We start from the raw sequence: 22,287 nt of genomic DNA on the forward strand, positions 1-22,287 counted from the left end.
GGCACCTGTTTGTTATGTAGAACGTGTTATCTGGAGCGCGGCGCGTCCGGCGCAAGCAGCACGCCCTTGGTGAACACGAAGCAGCCATAGCCGCGCGCTTCGCCCGTGGCGATCACGCAGTACGCCTTGCGTGCGCGCGCGTAGAAGGCGTGGCGCTCGATCCGCGCGAACGGCACCCCACGTCCCTCAGCGGCATCGACCTCGGCTTGCGCCTCGCGCTGCACGGCCGGAATCGTGTCGGGCTCGCCCACCACTTCCATGCACATCGCCGGCGACTCCACGAAGGTGTCGAGCGGCAGCACGGACAGGATGGCGCGCACAGCGCGCGGCGCATCGGCGCCGTCGATGCGCAGGAGCTTGCCCAATATCGTTGCGCGCGCAACGGAGTCGGCGGGGAAATTCGCGTCGCAGACCACGAGCTCATCGCCGTGGCCCATTGAGCGCAGAGCCTGCAGAATGTCGGCGTTCAGCAGCGGGTCCAGATTTTTTAGCACGGTTGTCTCCTCTGTACTGGCGGCGCCCATAATCGACGCAAGTGCGCTTCAGCTTGCCCACCGGGTTGCGCTCGGCCGGCGCCGAATCGACAGCGGATACGATTGTATCGTTGATGGCCGTTTGTGATGCCGGCTGGTGTTTGGCGCCGGCAGGCGCTTGGTGGGTGGGAGAAAATGGCTGACAGTTAGTTGCAAACGTGGCCTGAACGAGCCATTCGCGAGACGGCCCGCTTCAGCCGTGCGCCGCCAGCAGGCCGCTGTATTACAGCGGCAGCGCATGGGTCGAGAGAATCTCCTTGAGCACCATGAAGCTGCGCACCTGCCGCACGCCGGGCAGATACAGCAACTGCTCCGCGTGAAGCTGGTTGAAACTCTCGTTGTCACGCGTGCGCACGAGCATGAAGTAGTCGAATTCGCCGGTCACGACGTGGCACTCGACGCAACCCGACACCTTGCGCGCCGCCTTCTCGAACGCGCTGAACGCCTCGGGCGTCGAACGGTCCAGCACGAAGCCGATCACGACCAGCATCCCCGCGCCCAGCGCCTTCGGGTCCAGCAGCGCGACGATGCCCCGTATCAACCCCATCTCCTTGAGCCGTTCGACGCGCCGCAGGCATGCGGGCGCGCTCAACTTCACCCTGGCCGCGAGGCTCACGTTCGAGATGGACGCGTCCGCTTGCAGATGCTTGAGAATCGCGCGGTCGATACGATCCAATGCCGGCGGCGCATCGGGTGTGGCGGCCTGCTGCTTGATTAATTTCATTGCGTATTGCTCCACTTTCTCAAACTAATCATGTTCATCATGGCGATTAAATGCCATTAAAGTAGGCCTCATAGATTTTTTTCGCAAGCACATTTCGTGCACATCGGCCTAGCATTTTTCAAGCGGAATGTGCGCTTCAAGGTGCGCGCCGACCGCAACCGCTCCCCGCGTGCACGACCTTTTCCGGAGACAGTCGATGAACCTCCAACGCTTTCCCCGCTATCCGTTGACGTTCGGGCCAACGCCCATTCAGCCCCTCAAGCGCCTTTCCGCGCACCTCGGCGGCAAGGTCGAGCTCTATGCGAAGCGCGAGGACTGCAACAGCGGCCTCGCGTTCGGCGGCAACAAGACTCGCAAGCTCGAATACCTGATCCCCGAGGCGCTCGCGCAAGGCTGCGACACGCTGGTCTCGATCGGCGGCATCCAGTCGAACCAGACCCGCCAGGTCGCCGCCGTGGCCGCGCATCTAGGCATGAAGTGCGTGCTTGTTCAGGAGAACTGGGTGAATTACGCGGATGCCGTCTACGATCGCGTCGGCAACATCCAGATGTCGCGGATGATGGGCGCCGACGTGCGGCTCGTGCCGGACGGCTTCGATATCGGCATTCGCCCGAGCTGGGAAGAAGCGCTCGAGAGCGTGCGCGCGGCAGGCGGCAAGCCGTATCCGATCCCGGCCGGCTGCTCCGAGCATCCGCTCGGCGGACTTGGCTTCGTGGGCTTTGCCGAGGAAGTGCGCGAGCAGGAAGCGCAGCTCGGCTTCAAGTTCGATTACATCGTCGTGTGCTCGGTCACGGGCAGCACGCAGGCGGGCATGGTCGTCGGCTTTGCGGCCGATGGGCGCGCGGATCGCGTCATCGGTATCGACGCTTCGGCGACACCGGAAAAAACGCATGCGCAGATCACGCGCATCGCGCGTCATACCGCTGAGCGGGTCGATCTCGGGCGCGCCATCCACGAGAGCGATGTGGTTCTCGACACGCGCTACGGCGGCCCCGAGTACGGCTTGCCGAACGCAGGCACGCTGGAAGCGATCCGCCTGTGCGCGCGGCTAGAAGGCGTGCTGACGGACCCGGTCTACGAAGGCAAGTCGATGCACGGCATGATCGACAAGGTGCGCCGCGGCGAATTCGAGCCGGGCTCGAAGGTGCTGTACGCGCATCTGGGCGGCGTGCCGGCGCTCAGCGCGTACAGCTTTCTCTTTCGCGACGGCTGAGGCGCGGCTGGCGCGGCGCGCTGCGGGCACACAACCGTTCCAGCAAGGCCCGGTTTGGCCGTTGCTGCTGTGCCAAAACCGGTTGATTTGCCCGTGCAAAGGTATCGGGTTGAAGCGGTTGCCCGGCTCAGCCTTCAGCCCTGCGCGACAGCCAGCGGCAGCCTGGCGGTTGCCACGCACGTCAGTCCATGCACCGCGCACAACGCGACGAATGCCCACCCATACGGCCCGAACATCCATTGAGCGGCATGCGCCTGCTCCTTCAACTGCCAGGCAAGCAGCAAGGTGCACAGCGTGGTCCAGGTGGGCCCGCCGAGCCTCTGGACGATATTCATCGTCGTCGTGGCCATTGGCAGATGCGGCCGCTCGACCGATGCATACGCCGCTGAGAGCGACGGCGCACCGATGGTGCTAAGCCCCATTCCGCGCAGAAATAGCGCTACAGCGAGCACATATGCATGGAGGCCGTTGTGCGCCAGCCAGACAAACGGCAACGTCCCCATCAGCGCAAGCAATGCGCCACCGAGGGCAAGCTTGCGTACACCGAACCACGTCGTGAGCTTGCCCATCCATAGATACGTGAGCAACATGCCCAGCCCCATCGGCATGAGCATCCAGCCCATTTCGCCGGGCGAGCGGCCACAAGCGTCGATCAGGAACATGGGCACCAGCGCCTGGCCGGCGAACATCGCGCCGTTCGACAGGAACTGCGTCGAGGCGACGGCGCCGAAGACGGTGCCCCGGAAAAGCCCCAGATCCAGCAACGCACGATCCCCCTTGCGGCGCTGCACGTACAGAAAGGCCATCAGGAGCGTGACACTGACCGGCAACGCCACCATGCCGACAGGCCCGCCAAGTCGCGCACAACCGTAAAGAAAGAGGACCAGTGCAGGAGACAGCAGCATGAGCCCCATCCAGTCGAGCTCGCGCGGCCGCGTCTGGGTTCGGTCGTATGGCAGGAACCGCCATGCCAGCACGAGTGCGAGCACGCCAATCGGCAAGTTCAGCAGAAACAGCCAGCGCCAGGAGGCATGCTGCAGGATTGCGCCGGCGACCAGCGGCCCGAGTATCGGGGCCGCGAGCACCGGGACGGCCATATAGCCGATAACGCGCGCCATCTGCTTACCCGCCGCGCGCGCGACGATCATCTGAGCCATCGGCGCCAGCAGTCCTCCGCATGCACCCTGCAGCACGCGAAACGCGATCAGGGAAGACGCGGACCACGCCATGCCACACAAGGCGGATGCGAGCGTGAATGCCAGAAAACACCACACATAAACGGCCTTCGCGCCGATCCGGTCCACCAGCCAGCCGCTTATCGGCAGAACCAGCGTGAGCGTCAGCAGATAGCCGCTCGTGACCCATTGAATCGTCGCGAGGCTGGTATGCAGGTCCGCTGCGAGACTCGAAAGCGAGACATTCACGATGGTCGCATCGAGTTGCGCGAGCAACGATCCCACGGTCGCTACGGAGATGATCTTCCATTGCGAGGCATCGAGCCGTCTCGCCGGCGAGTCAGGGGACGTGGAATCGATGCCCTTCGCGCCGCCGCCACCTTCAGGCATGGCGCCGATCCAGGGCCTCGCAGATGGCCTGTGCCGTGCCGGTTTCACCCAGCGCAGGGAAGATCCGCAACAGACTGTTCTCGTGGGCTTGCGCGCTCAGATCGGACATGGCGTCGATCGCAAACGTCACGTTAAACCCCAGCTCATGCGCCTGACGCGCGGTGGATTCCACGCCGATGCTGGTCGCAATGCCCGAAAGCACGACCTGTGTGACACCGCTTGCGCGCAGATGCGCTGCAAGGTCGGTGCCAGTGAACGCACCCCAGGTCCGCTTCGTGACCAGGTGCTCGTGCGCTTGCCGGTCCAGCTCGGGCAGCAGTTCCGTCCAGTCGTCGGGCATCGACAATGCCCGTTGTGCTTGTTCATTGCGGCCAGGGGCAGCGCCCGCGACGTTGACGAACACGATCGGCAAATCGTGGCGGCGGAATGCCTCGACAAGCATGACAGCGCTTGCCACGGTCTGACTGACCGGCGGCACCGCAGCGGGGAGACTGGCAATGCCTTTCTGCAGATCGACAACGATCAGTGCAGTCTTCGGGTCAATAGTCGTGATGCTCATGCGTATCCCCTGCGAGATCGAAAAAAATGGCGAATGGACGGCTTAAATCAGACTCATGCCGAGTCGTCAGATGGCAGGTTGCCTAATCGGCTGATCAAAGGAATGGCGGCCTCGAGTGCGCGCAGCTCCTCGGGCTGGAAGGTGGCCAGCGCCGCCATCATCCATTCGCGCTTCGCGACGCTACGCCTTCTGCGCTCTTCAGCGCCCGAAGCAGTCAGCACAAACAGGATCTGGCGCCCGTCGGACGGATGCGGGCGCCGCTCGACCAATCCGTCTTCTTCGAGGCCCGCGAGAATCACCTTCATCGACTGAGGCTTCATGGCCTCCATGCGCGCCAGATCGGCCGTTGTCGCGGGGCCCTGCCGCTCCAGCCTCGCCAGCGCACCCATCTGCGACAGGTTCAGCTCGTGCGGATTGGCTTCGGAGCGCAGCCTGCGTACGAACTGGCCCAGTGCCAGCATCAGGTCCGCTGCGATGGTGTCGGGAGAAGGGTCGGGTTGACGTGCTCGTTTCATGTGCACATCATAGATATAAACAGTTTATCTTGCAAGTTTATCTGTTTAAGTTTCTTGCGCCTGCGGACAATGTGGCCGGCACGGCAATACCCGTCAAACCGCCCCCTTCATCCGGCAGCGGTTGGCGAGACTCCGAGCCTCGCGAGGTCGTCCGTGGATGGACTGGAATGTGCGCCAACCAACAATCCCGGCCACGAGACGCCACCTGAGGACACATCGCATGCCTACCATCTGAATTCCAGCCTGGTGGCGGTATCCCATGACCCCAAATCAGTGGCTAATAGTCGGGGCGGTCCTGTTCGGGGCGGCGCTGTGCGCGCTCGTTGCCCTGCTCGTTATCGGGTTTAATTAAACGCAGATTGCCACGCTGGCTACCGTCATTTGTGCGCGTGCATTGCACGCTCACCCCACTACGGCTGCACGGCGCACGAATCCGAGCCATGGAGCTGTTGCTCCAATCGCCACTCGGCAAACGTCAACGGACGCGATACCAGATCAACGCCGTCCACGCGCGTCCAGCTGTAAAACGCGCCCGCAAGCCCGTCGATCGCATGGGGCAGCGCGTAGCGCACGATCTGCGCCCCAGGCCGGTATGCCTGATGCGGCCAGAAGACCGGCATGGTGCGCCGCGCGTTCATCTCATCGAGCAGTTCGCGCGGACCGCCCTCATCCGCGATCACGTCGCATTGCAGCGCCCAGTCGGTCTCATCCCAGGCGAGAAAAATTCCCGCTTCGCCCGCGGCGCCAAAGGTCAAGATGGCGTTCCCGTCGGGTCGCCAGTAATACTCTGCAATCGACTCTCGCCTGGCGAGGTTTTCTAGCACGGCTATGGTCTCCGGCCGGGAATAGACGGCCCCCGTATCGTGAACACTGACCAACCCACGACTCATGCAGTGCTTGCGTCGCGCCTCGCCTAACAACGCGCGCAGCTTGACTATCATTTCCGCGTCCGACTTCTTCAGGTAATAGTCGATCAATCCGGCATTGAACGCATCGACTGCCTCGGGAGCCCCCGCCTTGCCGGTCAGCAAGATTCTCGTGCAATCGATGCCCTTCAATTGCGACAGGAAGGTGAGCCCGTCGATTTCCGGCATCTCGTAGTCGACCACGACTGCGGCGACCGACTGGAAACGGTTGCGGTCCTCCATGATGTCGTCGCCAACGGCATTTCCAGCGCCACAGTCGACCGCCGCAAAGTCGCGCCCCGCCAGCCGCACGCCCATTGCCGGATACCCGTTGCGCATCACAAAGTCCAGTGCCTGCCCGGGGTGGGAAAAGAAATGATGCGTGTGGGTATCGGCAAACATGCTCCGCAATGCCGACAGGAAGGCGACGCTGTCGTCGAGAAACGCGACGGACGCAGGAAAGGATACGGGCTGCCGGGTAAAATCGCTCATGGTCGCTAATGTCGTTGAGCCGCAGAAATAACGCGACTGCATCATCGGTTCGCGATGCGTATTGAATCGACGCGATTAATTTTTGATGCAGTCCCTGGGCATTCCCCTGAAATGCTTCAAGAGCATTCTATGGCAGAATGCGCAGGAGTGCGGTGCAGATCCCGAATACCCGATCGAGTTTTACAAGCTGCATCCGACACTAACGAAAAACCCATGAAAGACGATCCATGCCGACGTCGTCCTTCGAGAAATATGCGAGACATCCCCATTCGATTTTCACTTTCTGAGCCGTTGCAATGAGCGGCCAGATTCAACCTTCCCCTGTCATTCTCTTCGTCGACGACGATGAGATGTCACGCGCGCTCTTTGTACGCGCAACGCGCGGCCTCTACCACGTTCGCGTCGCGCAGCACGCGGATGAAGCGATGGCGATTCTGGACCGGCATGCTGCCGAGACTGCCATTGTCATGACGGACTTCCGCATGCCGGGCCGCAACGGCGACGATCTGCTGCGCGAGATCGCGCAGAAGTATCCGCATATCGTGCGCATCCTCGTCACGGCTTACGCGGACAAGGACTTGCTGTTGCAGATGGTCAACACCGGCAACGTGTTCCGCATCATCGAAAAGCCGCTGAGAATGGAGGCCATCAGCGAGGTCCTGAGTCTCGCCATCGCGCACTTCAATGAGCGGGAGAGCCGTCATCAGCGGCTGCTGGCCATGGACGAGACGTTGGGCTTTCTCGCCCATGAGTTGAATACGCCACTGGCGGCGATTGCGCTGTTTGCGCGCGGCATTGGCGAGGACAGGCCCGATGAAACCGAGCCCGAGCGCCGTGCCAGGTTTGCTGACGCGGCCACTTCCATGCTCGATAACGCGCAGTATTGCCTGAGCCTGATCGAGTCGTTCTGGTCGTCGGTGAAAGATGGCGGTCACCGGCCGTCGACGCCTGCGGGCATGCATGAGGTCAGAGCAACGCGCCTCGTGGCCGGGCTGATCGAAACCTACCCGTTCGTCGCCTCGCAGCGCGACTGGATAGCAGTCGATGTGCAGGGTGACTTTGTCGTGAGCGCGATGCCCAATTGCGTGGCGCTCGTGCTGTCTTCGCTGTTGTCCAACGCCCTGCGTGCGCTCAATGGTTCGAACGCGCCATCGTTGCGCATAGAAGTGGCGACGCTGCCTGCGCCTGCGATTCGCATCTGCGATAACGGCCCGGGGATTGCGCCGGACATCAAGGCGCGCCTCGCGCACGACGTTGTCACGACGCATGCAGGAAGCGGCGGGCACGGCATGGGCATGATCTTTTGCAACCGCATCATGCAATCATGCGGCGGAAGCCTGCGGATCGAATCCACCCTGGGCGCGGGCACGACGGTCACGATGGACTTTGGCAGCCCCAGAAAGCGGGCTTATGCCATTGACAGCCACGCGCCGCTCGAAGCTCATTCGGCGCGCGGCACCTTGTCGTAGCCGCGCGTCGTTTTGGCCGAAGCGCAATACGCATGCAACGCCTCGGCCGAACGCTCGCCCAATGCCGTAATCCGGCCAATCCAGTCGGGCTCCAGGGGCCACTGACCGGCTACCAGCCGTGGGTAGACGTTCCTCACCAGCGCGTGCAAGGCCTGCGCCCCCATATTGCCGCTGACGCCGAGAAGGCGATGCAGCGCCGCATGGGCCGCTTCGATATCCTGTTTCTGTGCGGCGCCTGAAAGCTGCGTCAGCAGCGATCGAATCTGCGTGATGCCATTGAGGAAAGTCTCGTCGAGCAAGTCCAGCCTGGCGAGTTCGTCGAGTTGCTCTTTGTCCAGCAACTCGCCATCCGTTGCGACCGGCGGCGCATGGGGCGGGATGAGCGAGGCCGGCGACGATTCCGTCTTCGTCAAGGTGTGCAAGACGCGCTGCCGTGCGAACTGCCTGGCAAGCGCCGCGTAGAGCGCGCCGACCTGAACGGGCTTGGTCACGACTTCATTCATGCCAGCGGCCATGCATTCCCGAACCGCGTCCATGTCGGTCTGGCCGGTCAAGGCGATGATCGGGATCCTGGCGTACCGGTCGGTGCGTGCACGAATCAACGACGTGGCTTCCACGCCACCCATCCCCGGCATGTTCATGTCGATCACGACCGCGTCAATGGCGGTGCCGTCCTTCAAACGGCTCAGCACGGCATCCCCGTGCTCGGCTTCGATGACGCTCGCACCGCATCGCTCCAGATAAGCCTTGGCAACGAGCCTGCTGAAGGTGTCGTCGTCCGCCACGAGGATCGATTTGCCCTGGAAACCCTCGAAGCCCTTACCCGGATGCCGCCGGTCGCCGTTTTCGAAGAGCGCCTGAAGCGACGCAATCAGTTCCATCATGCCGCAGGATTTGCTGATCACCTCATCCATGCCGGCTCTGCGCGCAAGCACATGAGCCACATTGCCGGACTCCGCGGTATAGCCCGCGATCAAGACATCCCGGTTCGGCAGTTCGCTGCCTGCGCGAATTCTTTCGGTGGTCGTATAGCCATCCATCTCCGGCATATTCACGTCCATCAACACGAGGTCGCAGGGCGCGGCGCCCCTGCCCTGCAGCATGGCCAACGCACGCTGCCCGTTCTCGGCCTCGCTGATCTGCGCGCCCAGCTTCGACAACACGCGCTGAACTTTCAAGCGCTGGTCGACGTCGTCATCGACGAGAAGAATGGATTTCCCGTGGAAAACGGGCGTGGCCCGCTCGATAATCTCGCGCTCGTGCTCGGCGATCTCGCGGTCGGCAATCGTGGGAAAGCGCAACGTGAATTGAGTGAACTCGCCAAGTTCCGAATGGCAGGTGATCGTGCCGCCGAAGGCCTGCATCGCGCGCTGGCAGTATGCAAGCCCGAGTCCGGTACCTGCCGAATTTCCCGTTGTGCGGAAAGGCTCGAACAGATGCGGCAGGATCTCGGGGGAGATGCCCGGGCCGGTGTCGCGCACGACAACGGCATGGCGGTCGACCACCAGCGTGAGCGTGGCCGAGGGGTGCGCCGCCATATGATGAAGCGCGTTTTTGATCAGGTTGAAGAGCGTAAACAGATAGACCGTTTCGTCGACCTTGAAGACAAAATCCTCGAGCACGAGGAGCCTGACCTTGCTGTGCTCGGTGTCGTCGGCGAAGCCATATTCGTCCAGCACTTTACGCGTGGTGCTCGCCGCGCGCAGATAGGCGAGGTGGTCCGAGCGAATGGGTTTCGCGCTCACTTCGTCGAGCGTCATGGCAATAATGCGCAAACCCCGCTCGATCGAAAGTTGGCCCTGTGCGAGGTAACGATAAAGCGACGTCGCATTCGCGTGCGTCAACACCAGCGATCGGCCGATTTCGGTCGACGCAGGCAGGGTCTCCTCCATGCCGTCGAGCACGTACCTCAACTGGCTCAGCGGATTGCGCATTTCATGGGCGATCGAGCCCGCGAGCGCCTTGAGCGCCCGATTCTTTTCGACAAAGATGCGGCCTTTGCTGATCGCATGACTGAAGGCCATGCTGCACAGCACGACCACGGGGAGCAGCGCGATATTCGACATATCGGCTGCGCTAACCATGATCGGCGTTGGAGAGGTGATGACCGCGACCACGGAGCTCGCAGCGATACCGGCGCCGATGCAGGCCATCAGCAAGAGCGGGCTGTCGATACAAAGCGCCAGAATGAAGATCATCATGACTTCGGTCATCATCCACATCGTGGAGAATTCATTTCTGATCGCAAGGAACGTACAGACGAACGGCAAGACGTAGATCAGGCAACAATGCCAGTAAATGAGCAGATAACGGCTGTACTGCTTTGGCCAACGTGCCTGAAAGATCAACGGAATACAGAGGCACGCCGCGCTCAGGCGCAGAAAAAGATTGTCGTACGGCTGTGGCAGGACCCAGGTCCAGACAACGTAGTAAATGGGGTGGCACAGGAGGCCCAATATGCCCCCCCAACGAATCGCAAGCCGGCTTCGTTCGAGCATGTCCCTCATGCTTTCGCGCGGCATCACCATCAAGCCTCCAATGACGCTTTTATGACCCTACCGGTTCAGGCAGGGCGCTCTGTTGTGCTTCACGGACGATGGACAAACCGTTCTTCCCATGCAACGGCCCAACCGAAAATCCGTACTTCCTCAATAGACTGTGAGTATAAGAAACCGACCACACTGGCGGACTGCCGACAATGAAATCGGACGCTATGCCTTCCTGCCAGGCCGCATAGCCCTCGGCGAAACAGGTATAGCAGTCGCGGGTGCTCGGCAGTCTGAACGGGAACGCCGTATTCAGCCCCGCCGGGCCACGGGCGAAGCACTCAATATATAGCGTCTCGCCGCGTGAAGCGAGTTCTGCTTCGACGCTCGCCGCGCGCGGATGGGAGTCGTCAATCCAGAACTGCGCGCGCTTGAGATCGGCTGCCGTAAGGTACGGAACGCTGGTACTGCTGGCGAGGATGGCGCCGTCGAACTGCGGCAAGGGCGTGTCCGGGCTGAACGTGTGGACCGACACCTTGACCCGCCCCAACAGATCGGCCGCCAGCAGTTCGCTCGCCTGCTCCCTGAGCAGGTTCAACTTGTCCGGCAAGTCGATCAGCACGAGCTCTCTGGGCGCATCCTTGTAGAGCACGTATTTGGCCACCGTCGTGCCCAGCCGGCCGGCGGCGCCAAACAGCGCGAGCTTAGTATTGCCAAACTCCAGGCCCACCTCGTTGCAGCAGTGCATGGCCCAGTCCTTGAGCATCGCCGCGGTTGCCGCGTGACCCGTGGTGATATGCGGCGGCCTGGTCGGACGCGGCAGCGCCCCATAGTTGCAGGCGTAGGGTGTCGATGCGCCCATGGCCACCATGGTCAGTCCCGCCTGCCTGGCCAGTTCGAGAGCCGGGAAGAACTGCGCCTCCCTGAAGCGCTTGATGCCACGCGCGCTGCCCAGCCACAGCTCAAGAGGAACCGGACAGGCGATGTTCGCCCCGATCACCTGCGAACCCTGATAGATCGCCGATGCAATAAAGGGGCGGGTCCTCCAAAGCTCTTCTTCGAATGACGCGCTTCGATGCTTGACGTTATGAAACGAGAACGCCAGCGTGTCCCAATCGGTCGCGTGAAAAAGAAAGCCAATGCCGCCTCGCCCCGCTGGCAGGTTCTCGCGTATTTCCTCTGGGTGGATGATGCGTTTAAGCTCCAACGGCGCACTGTTCAGATTCAGGCTGGAATAGATCCGCTCATCGAACCCGGCCGCAATATCGTTATGAATTGGCGTCATTATTTATTTCCCTTCGCGTGAAGTCTTGCCGGATAGCCGGCGCAATGTCGTCAGTCGGGATTGACGGGCGACCCTTCAACTCTAGAGAAATATCCCCGCCTATGGTCATGGGGCCGTTGCTAATCAAGTTGCGGTGGGCACGCTTTCGGCGTAGTGCGAAGGACTCCTTCTCGGCGCGCCATCCCGGCACGCACGCTTGGCGGATCTTTCCGACATCTGGAAGGGTATCTTCCCGAGATCATGGTTAACCCTTGGGCTCGAAACTCCTAGACTTGGGTCATCGGTTGCGGCGAATCCGCCGCATCGAAAGCCAAAACACAATGGAGGTTGTAATCGTGAAGTCCCTTATCCAGGCCGTCGCAGTTGCTGTTGCCATCGTTGTCCCGGTTGCATCGTTCGCCCAGTCGAATGGGCCGCTGACCCGCGCGCAGGTTCGCGCCGAACTGGTGCAGCTCGAAAAGGCCGGCTATAGCCCGAGCCGCGGTAACGATCCGCACTACCCCGACGACATCCTTGCAGCACAAGCCAAGGTCAACGCACAGAACAGCGCGTTTGGCGGCGTCGCCAACGGCTCGGCGGCCTCGGGCGCCCCGGTTGCGCGCCCCGCGTACGACGGCATGAAGCCGATCTACTTCGGCCAGTAAGCAACGGAATTAGCCCATTGCCCAAGGGGCGCCGCACTCGTGCGCCCCTCGTTTGAAAGACTGGCTCGCTCCCGCGGTCAAGCCCGGAACGAGCCAGTTTTTGCATGAGTACCTCCACCATGGGGGCCCCGCCCCGATGGTTTCACCCGGACCTCACCGGTCTGGGTCTTTTTCGCACTCGCAGGCCCAGGTCGGGCATTCGGTCCGATGTACGCCTCGCCGGCCAAAAAATCCACGATGCATAGCCGGCAACTCGCCCCTGACGAGAGCGGCGGCACGCGCGGCATCCCAATCGTGGCTAGCCGTTATCGCGCGAATTCCTTATATTCCCCATCGCGGATGCCTCGGACCGCTTTTATGCGTGGCCGGCCGCGCACGTCGCCGCCCCCAATCCGGCGCACCATCCCACCCGATTCGACGCCCCCGCGTCCAGGCCAATATCAGGAGCCCCCACCCCATGAGCGAAAGCCGTTATTGCGAAGTTGCCGACCTGGCCCATGCCCGCGAGCAACTCGGCGAGATCCGTCATCACATCCACCAGCATCCGGAGCTGTCCTACGAGGAGGCCAATACGGCGGATTTCGTGGCGCGCAAGCTCGAGGCGTGGGGCTATGACGTGACGCGCAATGTCGGCGGCCATGGAGTCGTCGGCTCGCTGAAGGTGGGCACGAGCGCGCGCACGGTGGGCGTGCGGGCCGACATGGACGCGCTGCCGATCCAGGAGCAGACCGGCCTCGACTACGCGAGCATTCACGACGGCAAGATGCACGCTTGCGGCCACGACGGCCACACGACCGTCCTGCTCGGCGCGGCGCAACAGCTCGCGAAGACGCGCAACTTCGACGGCACCGTGCACCTGATTTTCCAGCCCGCGGAGGAAGCCGGCTCGGACAGCGGCGCCGTGCGCATGATTGCCGATGGCCTGTTCGAGCGCTTCCCGTGCGAGGCGATCTTCGGGTTGCACAACCACCCGGGCATGGCGGCCGGCACGTTCGGCTTTCGCAGCGGCGCGTTGATGGCCGCCTGCGACACCGTCAAGGTGCGCATCGAAGGCCGTGGCGGTCACGCCGCGCGTCCGCATCTGGCGATCGATCCGGTGCTGGTGGGCAGCAGCATCGTGATGGCGCTGCAATCGGTGGTGTCGCGCAACATCGATCCGAACGAGGCCGCAGTGGTGACCGTCGGCTCGTTCCGCTCCGGCTTCGCGCCCAACGTGATCCCGGAGGACGCCGTGCTGGAAATGAGCGTGCGCTCGTTCTCGCCGGCGGTGCGCGAGCTGATGGAAACGCGCATCCGCACTCTGGTGGAATCGCAGGCGCAGGCCTATGGCGCGAGCGCGGAAATCGACTACATCCGCGGCTATCCGGTGCTCGTGAACAGCGAAGCCGAGACCGAGTTTGCGCGCCGGGTGGCCGAAGAGCTGGTCGGGCCGGAGCGCGTCGTTGCGCCGTTCCCGCCAATCGCGGGCAGCGAGGACTTCGCGTATTACCTGCAGCAGCGCCCCGGCTGCTTCGTGCGCCTCGGCAACGGCGAAGGCCGGCCAATGCTGCACAACGCCCGCTATGACTTCAACGACGAGAACCTCACCATTGGCGCCGCGTTCTGGACGCGCCTCGTCGAGCGCTTCTTGAGCGAGACGCGTGCATGAACATCGGTTTCGGTGATTGAGGCCCGCAGTCGCCCTAACCGGCCTCTTCGCTTTTCGCCTCGGCCGTAATGCTCGGATAGCGGGCCTGCCCATAGCGAATCAGCAACACACCCAGCGCGATCAGCACGATCGCGCCGGCTGATGCCAGCAGGTGCAGCTCCGTATTCGAGCCCGAGCGAAGAATCAGATCTCGCGCGATCGACACCATCGCGATGTAAAGCGGAAAGCGCACCGGCAATTGCCCGGCCTTCAGGTACTGCCCGACCATCGCGAAGACTTCCAGATACAGGAACATCAGCAGCAGATCGGTCAGCGTAACGCCATCGGAATTCACCATCCGCCAGATCAGATGCACCATCGCCGCGACGGTGCCGATGCCGATGATCCCGAGGCCGAGCAGCTCCGCAAGCTCCATCGCGCGCTCGAGGCGCCCTTTGATCGCCTTTTGCAAGGCGCTCTCGTATTTCATATGTTCCTTCAATCCATTGAATAACCCGTCGGAACGAGGAATCGTAACGCGAGACTATGAATTGAAGATAATCGGGCCGGAAAAGTCCGCGTGCGGTGCGCCGATACTTTATATGTGCCGGTCGACAGGTTTCGACGCACCCGCTCGGCTGCCGGGAAGCAGCTCGACTGCGTGGCACGCCGGCCTCCAGTCGACGGAATGTTGTAATAGCGCAACAGCCAACTTGGGCCCGATCCGCGAATCGCCGCTCTGGGCGCGCCTCGCGCCCTCTTTCCTTGCATTCTGGCGGGGCGCCGCTATAATAGGGTTTACCCTTAGGTAACCACCCTGGAATCGAGGACAGCATGGCCGCGCTCATCGCCGCAATTTCGTCTACCGTAACGCACGCTTTCGAGGCAGTTGGCCGCCTCAGCGTCAAGGCACTCAATCGCCACCTGGAATACTGCGAGCTGCTCGCAGAAGCGCAACGCCGCTACTAATCCGCTCACGCAGCGCACACTCCCGATCCGCAGCGAAACACGCCGCGCCCGCATGGGCAGCGCCGCTGGCGGATCGGTGCGGACTATGCCCGTCTGCGGGCACAGTCCGTTGTGCCGGATGGCATCAGAACCGGTGCACGATCCCCACCCCCGCCGCAAACATGCTGCGCGAGGACGCGGGCGAGGTCTGGAAGCCGTCGCCGATCGTCGCCGTTGCGTCGATGATCGACTTGCCGTTCGTGCCGAGCGTCTGGCCATTCGCGCGCTGGTAAGCCTGAAGGGCATACAGGCCCGTGCGCTTTGAGAGTGCGTAGTACTCGGACAGCGTGACTTGCTGGTACTGCGCGCTGCTCGCGATGCCATTGGCCTTCGTCGCGCGCGTGTAGCTGTAGCCCGTTGCGAAGTCCCATGCAACCGTGGGCTTCCAGTGCAGCACGATGCCGCCCGTATTGAAGATCGCCTCGTCGCGGAACGCCGAGTTCGCGCCCGGGACGTACTGGACGTTCGAGTACGTGGCCGTGATGTCGAACTGGCTGTTGAACGTATAGCCCGCCCCCACCGCAAAGCGCTGCTGCGCCTGGGCGGTCTGGTAGCCGTTCGTCACCGCTGACAAACCGGCCTGAGCGCCCGCGTTCGAGGTAGTCGAATCCGTGCCGAACGCGCCGCCGCCCACCGTCGAGTTGTTGATCCGCGAGAAACCCACCGCGAAACCAACCGGCCCCTGCGCATACTGGATGGCGGCGGCCCAGGTCGACCCCTGGTTCACGCTGCCCGGCACGCCGGCCAGCGAATACGAGCCGCTGAACTTGAAGCCGTAGAGCTTCGGCGAAACATACAGCAGCGTGTTGTTCGCACGATAGATCGTGTCGAGGCCGTCCACGTCGCCCGGGTGCGCGCCGTAGAAGCCCGTGAGCCAGGTCGTCGGGCTGTACGGCGAGAGCAGCTGGTAGTACGCCGCGTACTGGCGGCCCGCCGTGAGCGAACCGTAGGTGTCGTTGGTCACGCCAACGAACGCCTGGCGGCTGAACATCGTGTTGCTGGCCTGCATCGCACCCGTGTTGGCGCTGAAGCCCTCTTCCAGCTGGAAGACCGCCTTCGTGCCGCCACCCAGATCCTCCCCGCCCTTCAAGCCGAATCGGCTGCCCGCCCAGACGCCCGTGATCATCTTCACGGCCGAGCGGCCGCCCGATGTCGACCCGAGCGACGTCGCGCTCGACTGATAGCCAAAGCCGTTATCGACGATGCCGTACAGCGTCACGCTGCTCTGCGCGAATGCCGGTGCATGCGCCGCCGCAGCCAGCGAGGTCACAGCCGCGAAACCGATGAGGCGTCGTTGGTGGTTCTTTTTCATCGCGAGTTTGCTCCAAGTCCTCGATTCGAGGTTGTTGTTAATTCGTTGTTCTTAGTAATTCGATTTTTAGTTCGATTTCTGGTTCGACGGGTCATGCAACCCGGCGGACGCTGTCACACCGCCGGGCCGCAGCCGGTCAATCCGCCGTCGTCGTTGTTTTTGAAGCTTTGCGCGCGTTAGCTTCGCCCGTGACCACGGGTTCCGGAATCGCCTCGATACGGCCCATCACGAACACGAACGACACGATGCCCACCGCGAGGATCACGCCCGCCACGAGGAATGCGTTGGTGAAGGAGTTCGTCGCGCCGACGATGAAGCCCGTCACGATCGGCGCGGCCACGCCCATCAGATTGTTGGCGAAGTTCATGATGCCGCCGATGGTGCCCACGCCGCCCTTGGGCGCAATCAGCGAAGGCAGCGACCAGCCCACCGGCGCCGCGGCGGCGAGGCCGCCCAGCGCGATCGAAATCCAGAAGATCGCCCAGCCGGGATTGGTGGTCTGCGTCGCGCCGAATACCGCGAGGCCGAACAACATCCCCGTCACCAGCACCGCGCGGCGCACGCGCGTCTCGTCCTTGCCCCGGGCGATCAGGTGGTCGATCAGCCAGCCGCCGACCAGCAGATCGGTCGCCGTGGCCACGGCCCACGGAATCGCCGCAAAGCCGGCCGACTTGAGAATGCTCATGTGCATGGTCTGGACCAGGTAACCCGGCAGCCAGGTCAGGAACAGATAGAACGAGTAGCCGTAGGCGGCGAACCCGATCGTCAGGCCCCAGACCTTGGTCGTCGTCAGCAGGTAGCCCAGCATGCCGAACACGCTGCCGCCCGCGGTGCCCTCGGGCGTCGCGCCGCCCTGCTGGATATAGTCGAGTTCCGCCGCCGAAAGCTTGCTGTCCTTGCTCGGATCGCGATAGATAGTAAGGAATGCGATGAAATACGCAAAGCTCAGCAGCGCAGTGACGCCAAAGCCCCAGCGCCAGCCGGCGTTCACGACGACCACGGCGACCAGCGGCACGCCGATCACATTGGAGAACTTGGCCGCGGCGTCGAAGATGGCCGTCGCAAGCGCCCGCTCCTTGCGCGGAAACCAGTAGCCGGTGGCCTTCGAGCTGACCGGAAAGCCCGGCGCTTCCGCGATCCCGAGCACCGCGCGCGCGGCGAACACGCCGCCAAACCCGCTCGCGAAAACGGTGATGGCGGAGGCGAGGCCCCACAGGAATGCCCCCAGCCGGCCAATGCGCGTCACGCCATAGCGGTCGAGCAGAATCCCGGCCGGCACCTGGAGCAAGGCGTACGGCCAGAAGAATGCGCTGAACAGCAGGCCCATCTCGGCTGGCGAGAGGTTGAACGCCTCCTTCATCTGCGGCGCCGCCACCGAGAGGTTGATCCGGTCGAAGTAGTTGATGAGCACGCCTATGCCCAGCAACAACCCTATGGCCCAACGCCGGTTGGGGATGCGTTTTCCTGATGCGGTTGCCATCGTTGTCTCCTTGCTTGTCTCTATCGTTCTGGTTCTAATTTTCTGTCTCGTCAGCCTGAGGGCCAGACTAAAGACAGCGCTATCTCAAGCGGCCTGCATAAGGCCCGGCTGCATTTGCGCGCTCGCGCACCACGCAACCGCATCCGTGACGATGCTGGCCAGCGAGCGCGTGCCGTCGACGGTCAGGGTCAGCGGCTCGGCAACCGGCGGCTCCAGCGTGGCAAACTGGCTTTCGACCAGCGAGGCCGGCATGAAATGGTCGTCGCGCTGCGCAACGCGCCGCAGCGCCTCCGCCTGCGGCAGATCGAGAAAAACAAAGCCGAGCGCCGCCGTTGCCGCGCGCAGCCGGTCCCGATAGCGCTCCTTGAGCGCCGAGCAGGCCAGCACCGCGCGCTCGCCCCGGCTGGCGGCGCGCTCGAGCTCCGCACAGAGCCGGTCGAGCCAGCCGGCGCGGTCCTCGTCGGTGAGCGGGATGCCGCGCGCCATCTTCTCGACATTCGCCTTCGGATGGAACGCGTCGCCTTCGATCAGCACGCCGCCGACGTGCTCGGCAACCGCCCGCGCCACGCTGCTCTTGCCGCAACCCGCTACGCCCATGACGACGAGCGATGAAATTTGCCGGGTCATTCGAGTCTCCCTGAACACTGAGATAGCGCTATCTCAAACTTGCAAAAAAAGTGCACCATGACGCGTGATTTAGATTGACCGCCTTATTAGGGGCAGTACCATTGCGCCGGGTGCAAGACAGCGCTATCCTAAATCGATCATGGCAACTTCAACACTCAGGAAAACCCGCAGCACCGGCCGGCCCACCCTCGAGGAGGTCGCCCGGCGCGCTGGCGTGAGCACGATTACGGCGTCGCGCGCCTTGCGCGGCGTGGGCTCGGTGGGGCCCGACCTGGTGGAGCGCGTCAAGGCCGCCGCCGCGGAGCTCAACTACGTCACGAACCCCGCGGCCCGCGCGCTCGCGTCGTCGCGCAGCGACGCCGTGGCCGTGGTGATCCCTTCGATCTCGAACGCGGTGTTCGTGGACGTGCTGGAATCGATTCACACCGTGCTGCGCCCGCGCGGCTATGAAGTGTTGATCGGCAACTCGCACTATTCGCGCCACGCTGAAGAAGACCTGATCCGCCATTACCTGGCGTCGCCGCCCAGCGGCCTGATCGTCAGCGGCTTCGACCGCACGGAAAGCGCCCGGCGCATGATCGATGCGAGCGGCGTGCCCTGCGTGCACATCATGGAGCTCGACGAAGCCGAGGGCGTGCACTGCGTCGGCTTCTCGCAGGTACGCGCGGGCGCTGCCGTCGCCGAGCATCTGGTGGGCCGTGGTTGCCGCCGCAATGCTTTCGTGGGCGCCCAGCTCGATTCGCGGACGATGCAACGTGGCGAGGGCTTTCGCGAGACGCTCCAGCGCAAGGGCCTCTACGACCCCGATCTGGAAGTGCTCACGCCGTCGCCGTCGTCGATCGGTCTCGGATGCGAGCTGTTCCGGCAATTGCTGCAACGCCGGCCCGACGTGGACGGCATTTTCTTCGGCAACGACGACCTTGCGCAGGGCGCCCTGTTCGAGGCCCGCCGCCAGGGCATCGACATTCCGGCCCGGGTGGCCATTGTCGGCTTCAACGATCTGGCCGGCGCCGCCGATTGCGTGCCGCGCCTGACCACGGTTCGAACCCCGAGAGCGGAAATGGGACGCGTCGCGGCCAATTTGCTGCTCTCCATGATCGACCGCGAGCCGATTGCCAGGCCGGCGGTCGATCTGGGGTTCGAGTTGGTGGTGCGGGAAAGTGCTTAGCCTGTTATTAGCGCGAACAGGCCCTAAGTGAATAAGCAAGCGTGACGACTCACCCGGCGCGCATTCAACGGCGCTCGGTAACCAGGCCCTCGGCATCTACGCGCCCGACGGCGCCCACCGGGCCGCCGACGTTGATCGGGCCGCGCACCTCCAGATCGCCGTGGACGACCAGCGGGCCGTGCACAGTCAGCGGGCCATAAAACGTGTTTTCTCCCGAACGCCTGTCCATGGCGGGGTCGTCGGGAACAATCCGTTCAACTCGCGCTGCCGTTATCGGCCCGGCGGCGTGGATGTCACCGGCCACTCTCAGTGAACCCTCGACAGTCAACGGCCCGCGCACGACGAGCGACCCCGTGACGTTGAGCGGCCCCGTGGCAACAGGCTCGGCATACGCCGGTGCGAAAGCAATGAAAGACACGAGCAGGACCGCGCCTGCCGCCGTGCCTCGCGTCAATCCCGATCTCATGGCCTGTGCTCGGCTCCCAATGCAATGGTTCACGTCAAAGCCAGCTGTGCGCAAATTGCGCGCCCGCCCTGCCGTCGGCCGATGCGAGCCGGCATTGTGCACTTCAAGCCAAGGCGTCGCCGCGCACGAGTGCCGAAGCAATCCATCTACATTCAGGATGACTGACTATTCAGATCCGGCGCAGCGCCTCGAACGACTCCAAAAGAAACGCAATATCGCTGCGCGACTGGCTAACGATCCCGTACATTTTCTTAAGCAAGGCGCTACGGCTCGAACGCCCTCACCCACGCTCAAGGTTGCGGGCTCGCCACGGTGAAAAGCGTGCAATGGACCTATGCACGCGTAGCCTCAACTTTCGAATTGCAGGCCGCTGAAGACACTCAGCGGCCTGCCTTGCATTTACGAAGCGAGCTTCGCGGCCAGTTCGGCAACGTGCTTGCCCTGATAGCGCGCGATATCGAGTTCGTTCTCGCTCGGCGAGCGGCTGCCATCGGCGCCGGCAAGCGTCGTCGCGCCGTAAGGCGTTCCACCGGTGATTTGATCCATCTTCGTCAAGCCCTGGCAAGCGTACGGCACACCGACGATCACCATGCCGTGATGCAGCAGCGTCGAGTGAAACGACGTGATCGTTGTTTCCTGACCGCCGTGCTGCGTGCCCGTTGAAGCGAACACGCTGCCGATCTTGCCAACGAGCGCACCCTTCATCCACAGGCCGCCGGTTTGATCGAGGAAGTTGCGCATCTGCGCAGCCATATTGCCGAAGCGGGTTGGCGTGCCGAAAATGATCGCGTCGTAGTCCGCCAGCTCGTCGACCGTCGCAACGGGTGCAGGCTGATCGAGCTTGATATGGGCCGCCTGGGCCTGTTCGGTGGGAATGGTTTCGGGCACGCGCTTGAGCGTCACGCTCGCGCCCGGCACCGAGCCCGCACCCTCGGCAATGGCCTTCGCCATCGTTTCGATATGCCCATACGACGAGTAATACAGCACGAGAATTTTGGCCATCTGGTTTCTCCAGTTTTACGGTTGCCCCGATCGGGATCGCCTGGCGCCGCGGATGCGGCGCGCCTTTGCTCAACACTTCAACACACCTGCGATCAAGTCGACCGCTGCGTTCAATGGTCGACTGAATGCGCTCAGTACGGATCAGTCTAGGCGATCGCACCAAGGAATCAACCGAGCCGCGCCTTACTCTCAGTCACACTCTAGTGGACAATCAAGTCGGGCAAGCCGTTGAGCAGCCATCGCCTAAGGCGCCGACGGCAAGCTTTCCGAAAGATAGTCGAGCAACGCTGCAACGCGCGCAGGACGGAAGACCCGGGGCGGTGTGACCAGACTCAGGTAAATCTGCGCGATCTTCCACTCCGGCAGGACTTCGACCAGCTCGCCGCGCGCCAGCGCATCCGCTACGACAAACTCCGGCTGCAGCGCCATCCCCATGCCGGCCAGCAGCGCCGGGATCAACGACTCGGCATTGTTGGTGCGCATCCGGCTGTCGACCGTCACGCTGCACTCCTCACCCGACGCATGCTGGAAACGCCATGACAACGACGTCGAATGACTCGCATAGCAAAGACAGGTATGGCTTTCGATTTCCCGAGGGTGGACGATGAGCTCATGTCGAGCGAGGTACGTCGGGCTTGCGACAAGCATGCGGCGTATCACGCACAGATTGCGCGAGCGCACCGATGAATCTTCGGGCGCCGCAATTCGGATAGCCACATCGAAGCCGCCACTCACGACGTCGACTACGGCGTCATCGAAACAAACATCGAGATTCACATCCGGATAGCGCGCGAGGAACCCCGGCATGAGGGGCGCCACATACTTGAGACCGAACGACATGGGCGCCGAAAGGCGCAGCAAGCCCTTGGGCGAGCGCGAATGCGCCGATGTCTCCGCCTCGATCAACTCGCCCTCTCTGACGATGTGCTTGGCGCGCTCCATCACGAGCTGACCGGTTGGCGTGAGGGAAACCCGGCGCGAGGTTCGGTAGAGCAGCGTCGTGCCGAGTCGCCTCTCGAGGCGGATGATCGCCTTGGACACCGTGGGCTGCGTCATGCCGAGTGTTTCGGCCGCTTTCGCGAAAGAGCCTGTTGTGGCCACGCGCGCGAAAATCGCCCAAGCCTCGAGATCGGGAAGATTTTGCATGCAATAGTTCTGACTGGGGGAGTTCCACGGATTCTACTGGCCGGAATTGACAGGTCGGCTC

The 22,287-nt window shown here is 63.0% G+C and carries 21 protein-coding genes; 6 read left to right on the top strand and 15 right to left on the bottom strand.

Translation table 11 applies throughout. The features are described 5' to 3' along the window. Nucleotides 1–26 precede the first annotated feature (26 nt). On the bottom strand, nucleotides 27–494 hold the full coding sequence (locus EYW47_RS19465; RefSeq protein ID WP_133196467.1) for an RbsD/FucU family protein: 468 nt from the start codon (nucleotides 492–494) through the stop codon (nucleotides 27–29). A gap of 262 nt (nucleotides 495–756) precedes the next feature. Further along, a complete protein-coding gene (locus tag EYW47_RS19470) occupies nucleotides 757–1,257 on the bottom strand; it encodes an Lrp/AsnC family transcriptional regulator (RefSeq protein WP_133196468.1) in 501 nt (166 codons plus the stop codon). Nucleotides 1,258–1,453: 196 nt separating this feature from the next. Here EYW47_RS19470 and EYW47_RS19475 point away from each other — a divergent pair, with 196 nt between their 5' ends. Next, entirely contained in the window at nucleotides 1,454–2,470 is a 1,017-nt protein-coding gene (locus EYW47_RS19475; protein WP_133196469.1) for a 1-aminocyclopropane-1-carboxylate deaminase, read from the top strand. A 134-nt stretch (nucleotides 2,471–2,604) separates the two neighbouring features. On the opposite strand, the gene EYW47_RS19480 is transcribed toward EYW47_RS19475, so the two are convergent. The 4 genes from EYW47_RS19480 to EYW47_RS19495 all read right to left on the bottom strand — a co-directional run bounded on the left by EYW47_RS19480 (nucleotide 2,605) and on the right by EYW47_RS19495 (nucleotide 6,506). Continuing rightward, a complete protein-coding gene (locus tag EYW47_RS19480; RefSeq protein WP_133196470.1) occupies nucleotides 2,605–4,035 on the bottom strand; it encodes a DHA2 family efflux MFS transporter permease subunit in 1,431 nt (476 codons plus the stop codon). Then, nucleotides 4,028–4,594, bottom strand: coding sequence for a cysteine hydrolase family protein (locus EYW47_RS19485; RefSeq protein WP_133196471.1), 567 nt, complete (start codon nucleotides 4,592–4,594; stop codon nucleotides 4,028–4,030). The genes EYW47_RS19480 and EYW47_RS19485 overlap by 8 nt, the downstream gene beginning before the upstream one ends. Nucleotides 4,595–4,647: 53 nt before the next feature. Further along, nucleotides 4,648–5,109, bottom strand: coding sequence for a MarR family winged helix-turn-helix transcriptional regulator (locus tag EYW47_RS19490; protein ID WP_133196472.1), 462 nt, complete (start codon nucleotides 5,107–5,109; stop codon nucleotides 4,648–4,650). Between the two features lie 410 nt (nucleotides 5,110–5,519). Then, the gene (locus EYW47_RS19495) at nucleotides 5,520–6,506 is read right to left on the bottom strand and encodes a response regulator (protein WP_165976617.1); all 987 of its coding nucleotides are present in this window, start codon (nucleotides 6,504–6,506) and stop codon (nucleotides 5,520–5,522) included. A gap of 296 nt (nucleotides 6,507–6,802) precedes the next feature. Here EYW47_RS19495 and EYW47_RS19500 point away from each other — a divergent pair, with 296 nt between their 5' ends. Then, nucleotides 6,803–7,975 carry a hybrid sensor histidine kinase/response regulator gene (locus tag EYW47_RS19500; RefSeq protein ID WP_133196474.1) on the top strand — a complete coding sequence of 391 codons (1,173 nt, stop codon included), beginning with the start codon at nucleotides 6,803–6,805 and terminating at the stop codon, nucleotides 7,973–7,975. On the opposite strand, the gene EYW47_RS19505 is transcribed toward EYW47_RS19500, so the two are convergent. Further along, nucleotides 7,948–10,503 carry an ATP-binding response regulator gene (locus EYW47_RS19505; RefSeq protein WP_133196475.1) on the bottom strand — a complete coding sequence of 852 codons (2,556 nt, stop codon included), beginning with the start codon at nucleotides 10,501–10,503 and terminating at the stop codon, nucleotides 7,948–7,950. The genes EYW47_RS19500 and EYW47_RS19505 overlap by 28 nt on opposite strands. Nucleotides 10,504–10,522: 19 nt before the next feature. Beyond that, a complete protein-coding gene (locus EYW47_RS19510; protein ID WP_240763802.1) occupies nucleotides 10,523–11,746 on the bottom strand; it encodes a hypothetical protein in 1,224 nt (407 codons plus the stop codon). Between the two features lie 335 nt (nucleotides 11,747–12,081). Here EYW47_RS19510 and EYW47_RS19515 point away from each other — a divergent pair, with 335 nt between their 5' ends. Together EYW47_RS19515 and EYW47_RS19520 are read left to right on the top strand one after the other, a co-directional pair. Next, entirely contained in the window at nucleotides 12,082–12,390 is a 309-nt protein-coding gene (locus tag EYW47_RS19515) for a DUF4148 domain-containing protein (protein WP_133196476.1), read from the top strand. A 457-nt stretch (nucleotides 12,391–12,847) separates the two neighbouring features. Next, on the top strand, nucleotides 12,848–14,038 hold the full coding sequence (locus tag EYW47_RS19520; protein WP_133196477.1) for a M20 aminoacylase family protein: 1,191 nt from the start codon (nucleotides 12,848–12,850) through the stop codon (nucleotides 14,036–14,038). Nucleotides 14,039–14,072: 34 nt separating this feature from the next. On the opposite strand, the gene EYW47_RS19525 is transcribed toward EYW47_RS19520, so the two are convergent. Beyond that, nucleotides 14,073–14,507 (bottom strand): phosphate-starvation-inducible protein PsiE, encoded by a 435-nt coding sequence (locus EYW47_RS19525; RefSeq protein WP_133196478.1) that lies wholly within the window; start codon nucleotides 14,505–14,507, stop codon nucleotides 14,073–14,075. Nucleotides 14,508–14,851: 344 nt separating this feature from the next. On the opposite strand from EYW47_RS19525, the gene EYW47_RS42455 reads away from it, so the two are divergent. After that, a complete protein-coding gene (locus EYW47_RS42455; protein WP_256377805.1) occupies nucleotides 14,852–14,986 on the top strand; it encodes a hypothetical protein in 135 nt (44 codons plus the stop codon). A 124-nt stretch (nucleotides 14,987–15,110) separates the two neighbouring features. On the opposite strand, the gene EYW47_RS19530 is transcribed toward EYW47_RS42455, so the two are convergent. From EYW47_RS19530 to EYW47_RS19540, 3 genes are all read right to left on the bottom strand, one after another. Continuing rightward, entirely contained in the window at nucleotides 15,111–16,337 is a 1,227-nt protein-coding gene (locus EYW47_RS19530; protein WP_133196479.1) for a porin, read from the bottom strand. A gap of 136 nt (nucleotides 16,338–16,473) precedes the next feature. Beyond that, on the bottom strand, nucleotides 16,474–17,817 hold the full coding sequence (locus EYW47_RS19535) for an MFS transporter (RefSeq protein WP_133196480.1): 1,344 nt from the start codon (nucleotides 17,815–17,817) through the stop codon (nucleotides 16,474–16,476). An 84-nt stretch (nucleotides 17,818–17,901) separates the two neighbouring features. Continuing rightward, a complete protein-coding gene (locus tag EYW47_RS19540) occupies nucleotides 17,902–18,444 on the bottom strand; it encodes a gluconokinase (protein ID WP_133196481.1) in 543 nt (180 codons plus the stop codon). Nucleotides 18,445–18,583: 139 nt separating this feature from the next. On the opposite strand from EYW47_RS19540, the gene gntR reads away from it, so the two are divergent. Then, a complete protein-coding gene (gene gntR / locus EYW47_RS19545) occupies nucleotides 18,584–19,612 on the top strand; it encodes an HTH-type transcriptional regulator GntR (protein ID WP_133196482.1) in 1,029 nt (342 codons plus the stop codon). Nucleotides 19,613–19,676: 64 nt separating this feature from the next. On the opposite strand, the gene EYW47_RS19550 is transcribed toward gntR, so the two are convergent. The 3 genes from EYW47_RS19550 to EYW47_RS19560 form a co-directional block, all read right to left on the bottom strand. Beyond that, entirely contained in the window at nucleotides 19,677–20,078 is a 402-nt protein-coding gene (locus EYW47_RS19550) for a hypothetical protein (RefSeq protein ID WP_133196483.1), read from the bottom strand. Between the two features lie 399 nt (nucleotides 20,079–20,477). Further along, a complete protein-coding gene (wrbA, locus tag EYW47_RS19555) occupies nucleotides 20,478–21,080 on the bottom strand; it encodes an NAD(P)H:quinone oxidoreductase (RefSeq protein WP_133196484.1) in 603 nt (200 codons plus the stop codon). Between the two features lie 243 nt (nucleotides 21,081–21,323). Beyond that, nucleotides 21,324–22,226 carry a LysR family transcriptional regulator gene (locus EYW47_RS19560; RefSeq protein WP_133196485.1) on the bottom strand — a complete coding sequence of 301 codons (903 nt, stop codon included), beginning with the start codon at nucleotides 22,224–22,226 and terminating at the stop codon, nucleotides 21,324–21,326. Nucleotides 22,227–22,287 lie beyond the last annotated feature (61 nt).

The sequence above is a fragment of the Paraburkholderia silviterrae genome (genome assembly GCF_004353915.1).
GTDB lineage: Bacteria > Pseudomonadota > Gammaproteobacteria > Burkholderiales > Burkholderiaceae > Paraburkholderia > Paraburkholderia silviterrae.

Excerpts from the sequence above, each read along its gene's own strand:
- EYW47_RS19475 (WP_133196469.1), top strand. The coding sequence starts at position 1,454 with ATGAACCTCCAACGCTTTCCCCGCTATCCGTTGACGTTCGGGCCAACG.
- EYW47_RS42455 (WP_256377805.1), top strand. The coding sequence starts at position 14,852 with ATGGCCGCGCTCATCGCCGCAATTTCGTCTACCGTAACGCACGCTTTC.
- EYW47_RS19485 (WP_133196471.1), bottom strand. The coding sequence starts at position 4,594 with ATGAGCATCACGACTATTGACCCGAAGACTGCACTGATCGTTGTCGAT.
- EYW47_RS19560 (WP_133196485.1), bottom strand. The coding sequence starts at position 22,226 with ATGCAAAATCTTCCCGATCTCGAGGCTTGGGCGATTTTCGCGCGCGTG.
- EYW47_RS19510 (WP_240763802.1), bottom strand. The coding sequence starts at position 11,746 with ATGACGCCAATTCATAACGATATTGCGGCCGGGTTCGATGAGCGGATC.
- EYW47_RS19530 (WP_133196479.1), bottom strand. The coding sequence starts at position 16,337 with ATGAAAAAGAACCACCAACGACGCCTCATCGGTTTCGCGGCTGTGACC.
- EYW47_RS19495 (WP_165976617.1), bottom strand. The coding sequence starts at position 6,506 with ATGAGCGATTTTACCCGGCAGCCCGTATCCTTTCCTGCGTCCGTCGCG.
- EYW47_RS19540 (WP_133196481.1), bottom strand. The coding sequence starts at position 18,444 with ATGACCCGGCAAATTTCATCGCTCGTCGTCATGGGCGTAGCGGGTTGC.
- EYW47_RS19550 (WP_133196483.1), bottom strand. The coding sequence starts at position 20,078 with ATGAGATCGGGATTGACGCGAGGCACGGCGGCAGGCGCGGTCCTGCTC.
- gntR (WP_133196482.1), top strand. The coding sequence starts at position 18,584 with ATGGCAACTTCAACACTCAGGAAAACCCGCAGCACCGGCCGGCCCACC.
- EYW47_RS19500 (WP_133196474.1), top strand. The coding sequence starts at position 6,803 with ATGAGCGGCCAGATTCAACCTTCCCCTGTCATTCTCTTCGTCGACGAC.
- EYW47_RS19525 (WP_133196478.1), bottom strand. The coding sequence starts at position 14,507 with ATGAAATACGAGAGCGCCTTGCAAAAGGCGATCAAAGGGCGCCTCGAG.
- EYW47_RS19535 (WP_133196480.1), bottom strand. The coding sequence starts at position 17,817 with ATGGCAACCGCATCAGGAAAACGCATCCCCAACCGGCGTTGGGCCATA.
- EYW47_RS19505 (WP_133196475.1), bottom strand. The coding sequence starts at position 10,503 with ATGGTGATGCCGCGCGAAAGCATGAGGGACATGCTCGAACGAAGCCGG.
- wrbA (WP_133196484.1), bottom strand. The coding sequence starts at position 21,080 with ATGGCCAAAATTCTCGTGCTGTATTACTCGTCGTATGGGCATATCGAA.
- EYW47_RS19470 (WP_133196468.1), bottom strand. The coding sequence starts at position 1,257 with ATGAAATTAATCAAGCAGCAGGCCGCCACACCCGATGCGCCGCCGGCA.
- EYW47_RS19520 (WP_133196477.1), top strand. The coding sequence starts at position 12,848 with ATGAGCGAAAGCCGTTATTGCGAAGTTGCCGACCTGGCCCATGCCCGC.
- EYW47_RS19480 (WP_133196470.1), bottom strand. The coding sequence starts at position 4,035 with ATGCCTGAAGGTGGCGGCGGCGCGAAGGGCATCGATTCCACGTCCCCT.
- EYW47_RS19490 (WP_133196472.1), bottom strand. The coding sequence starts at position 5,109 with ATGAAACGAGCACGTCAACCCGACCCTTCTCCCGACACCATCGCAGCG.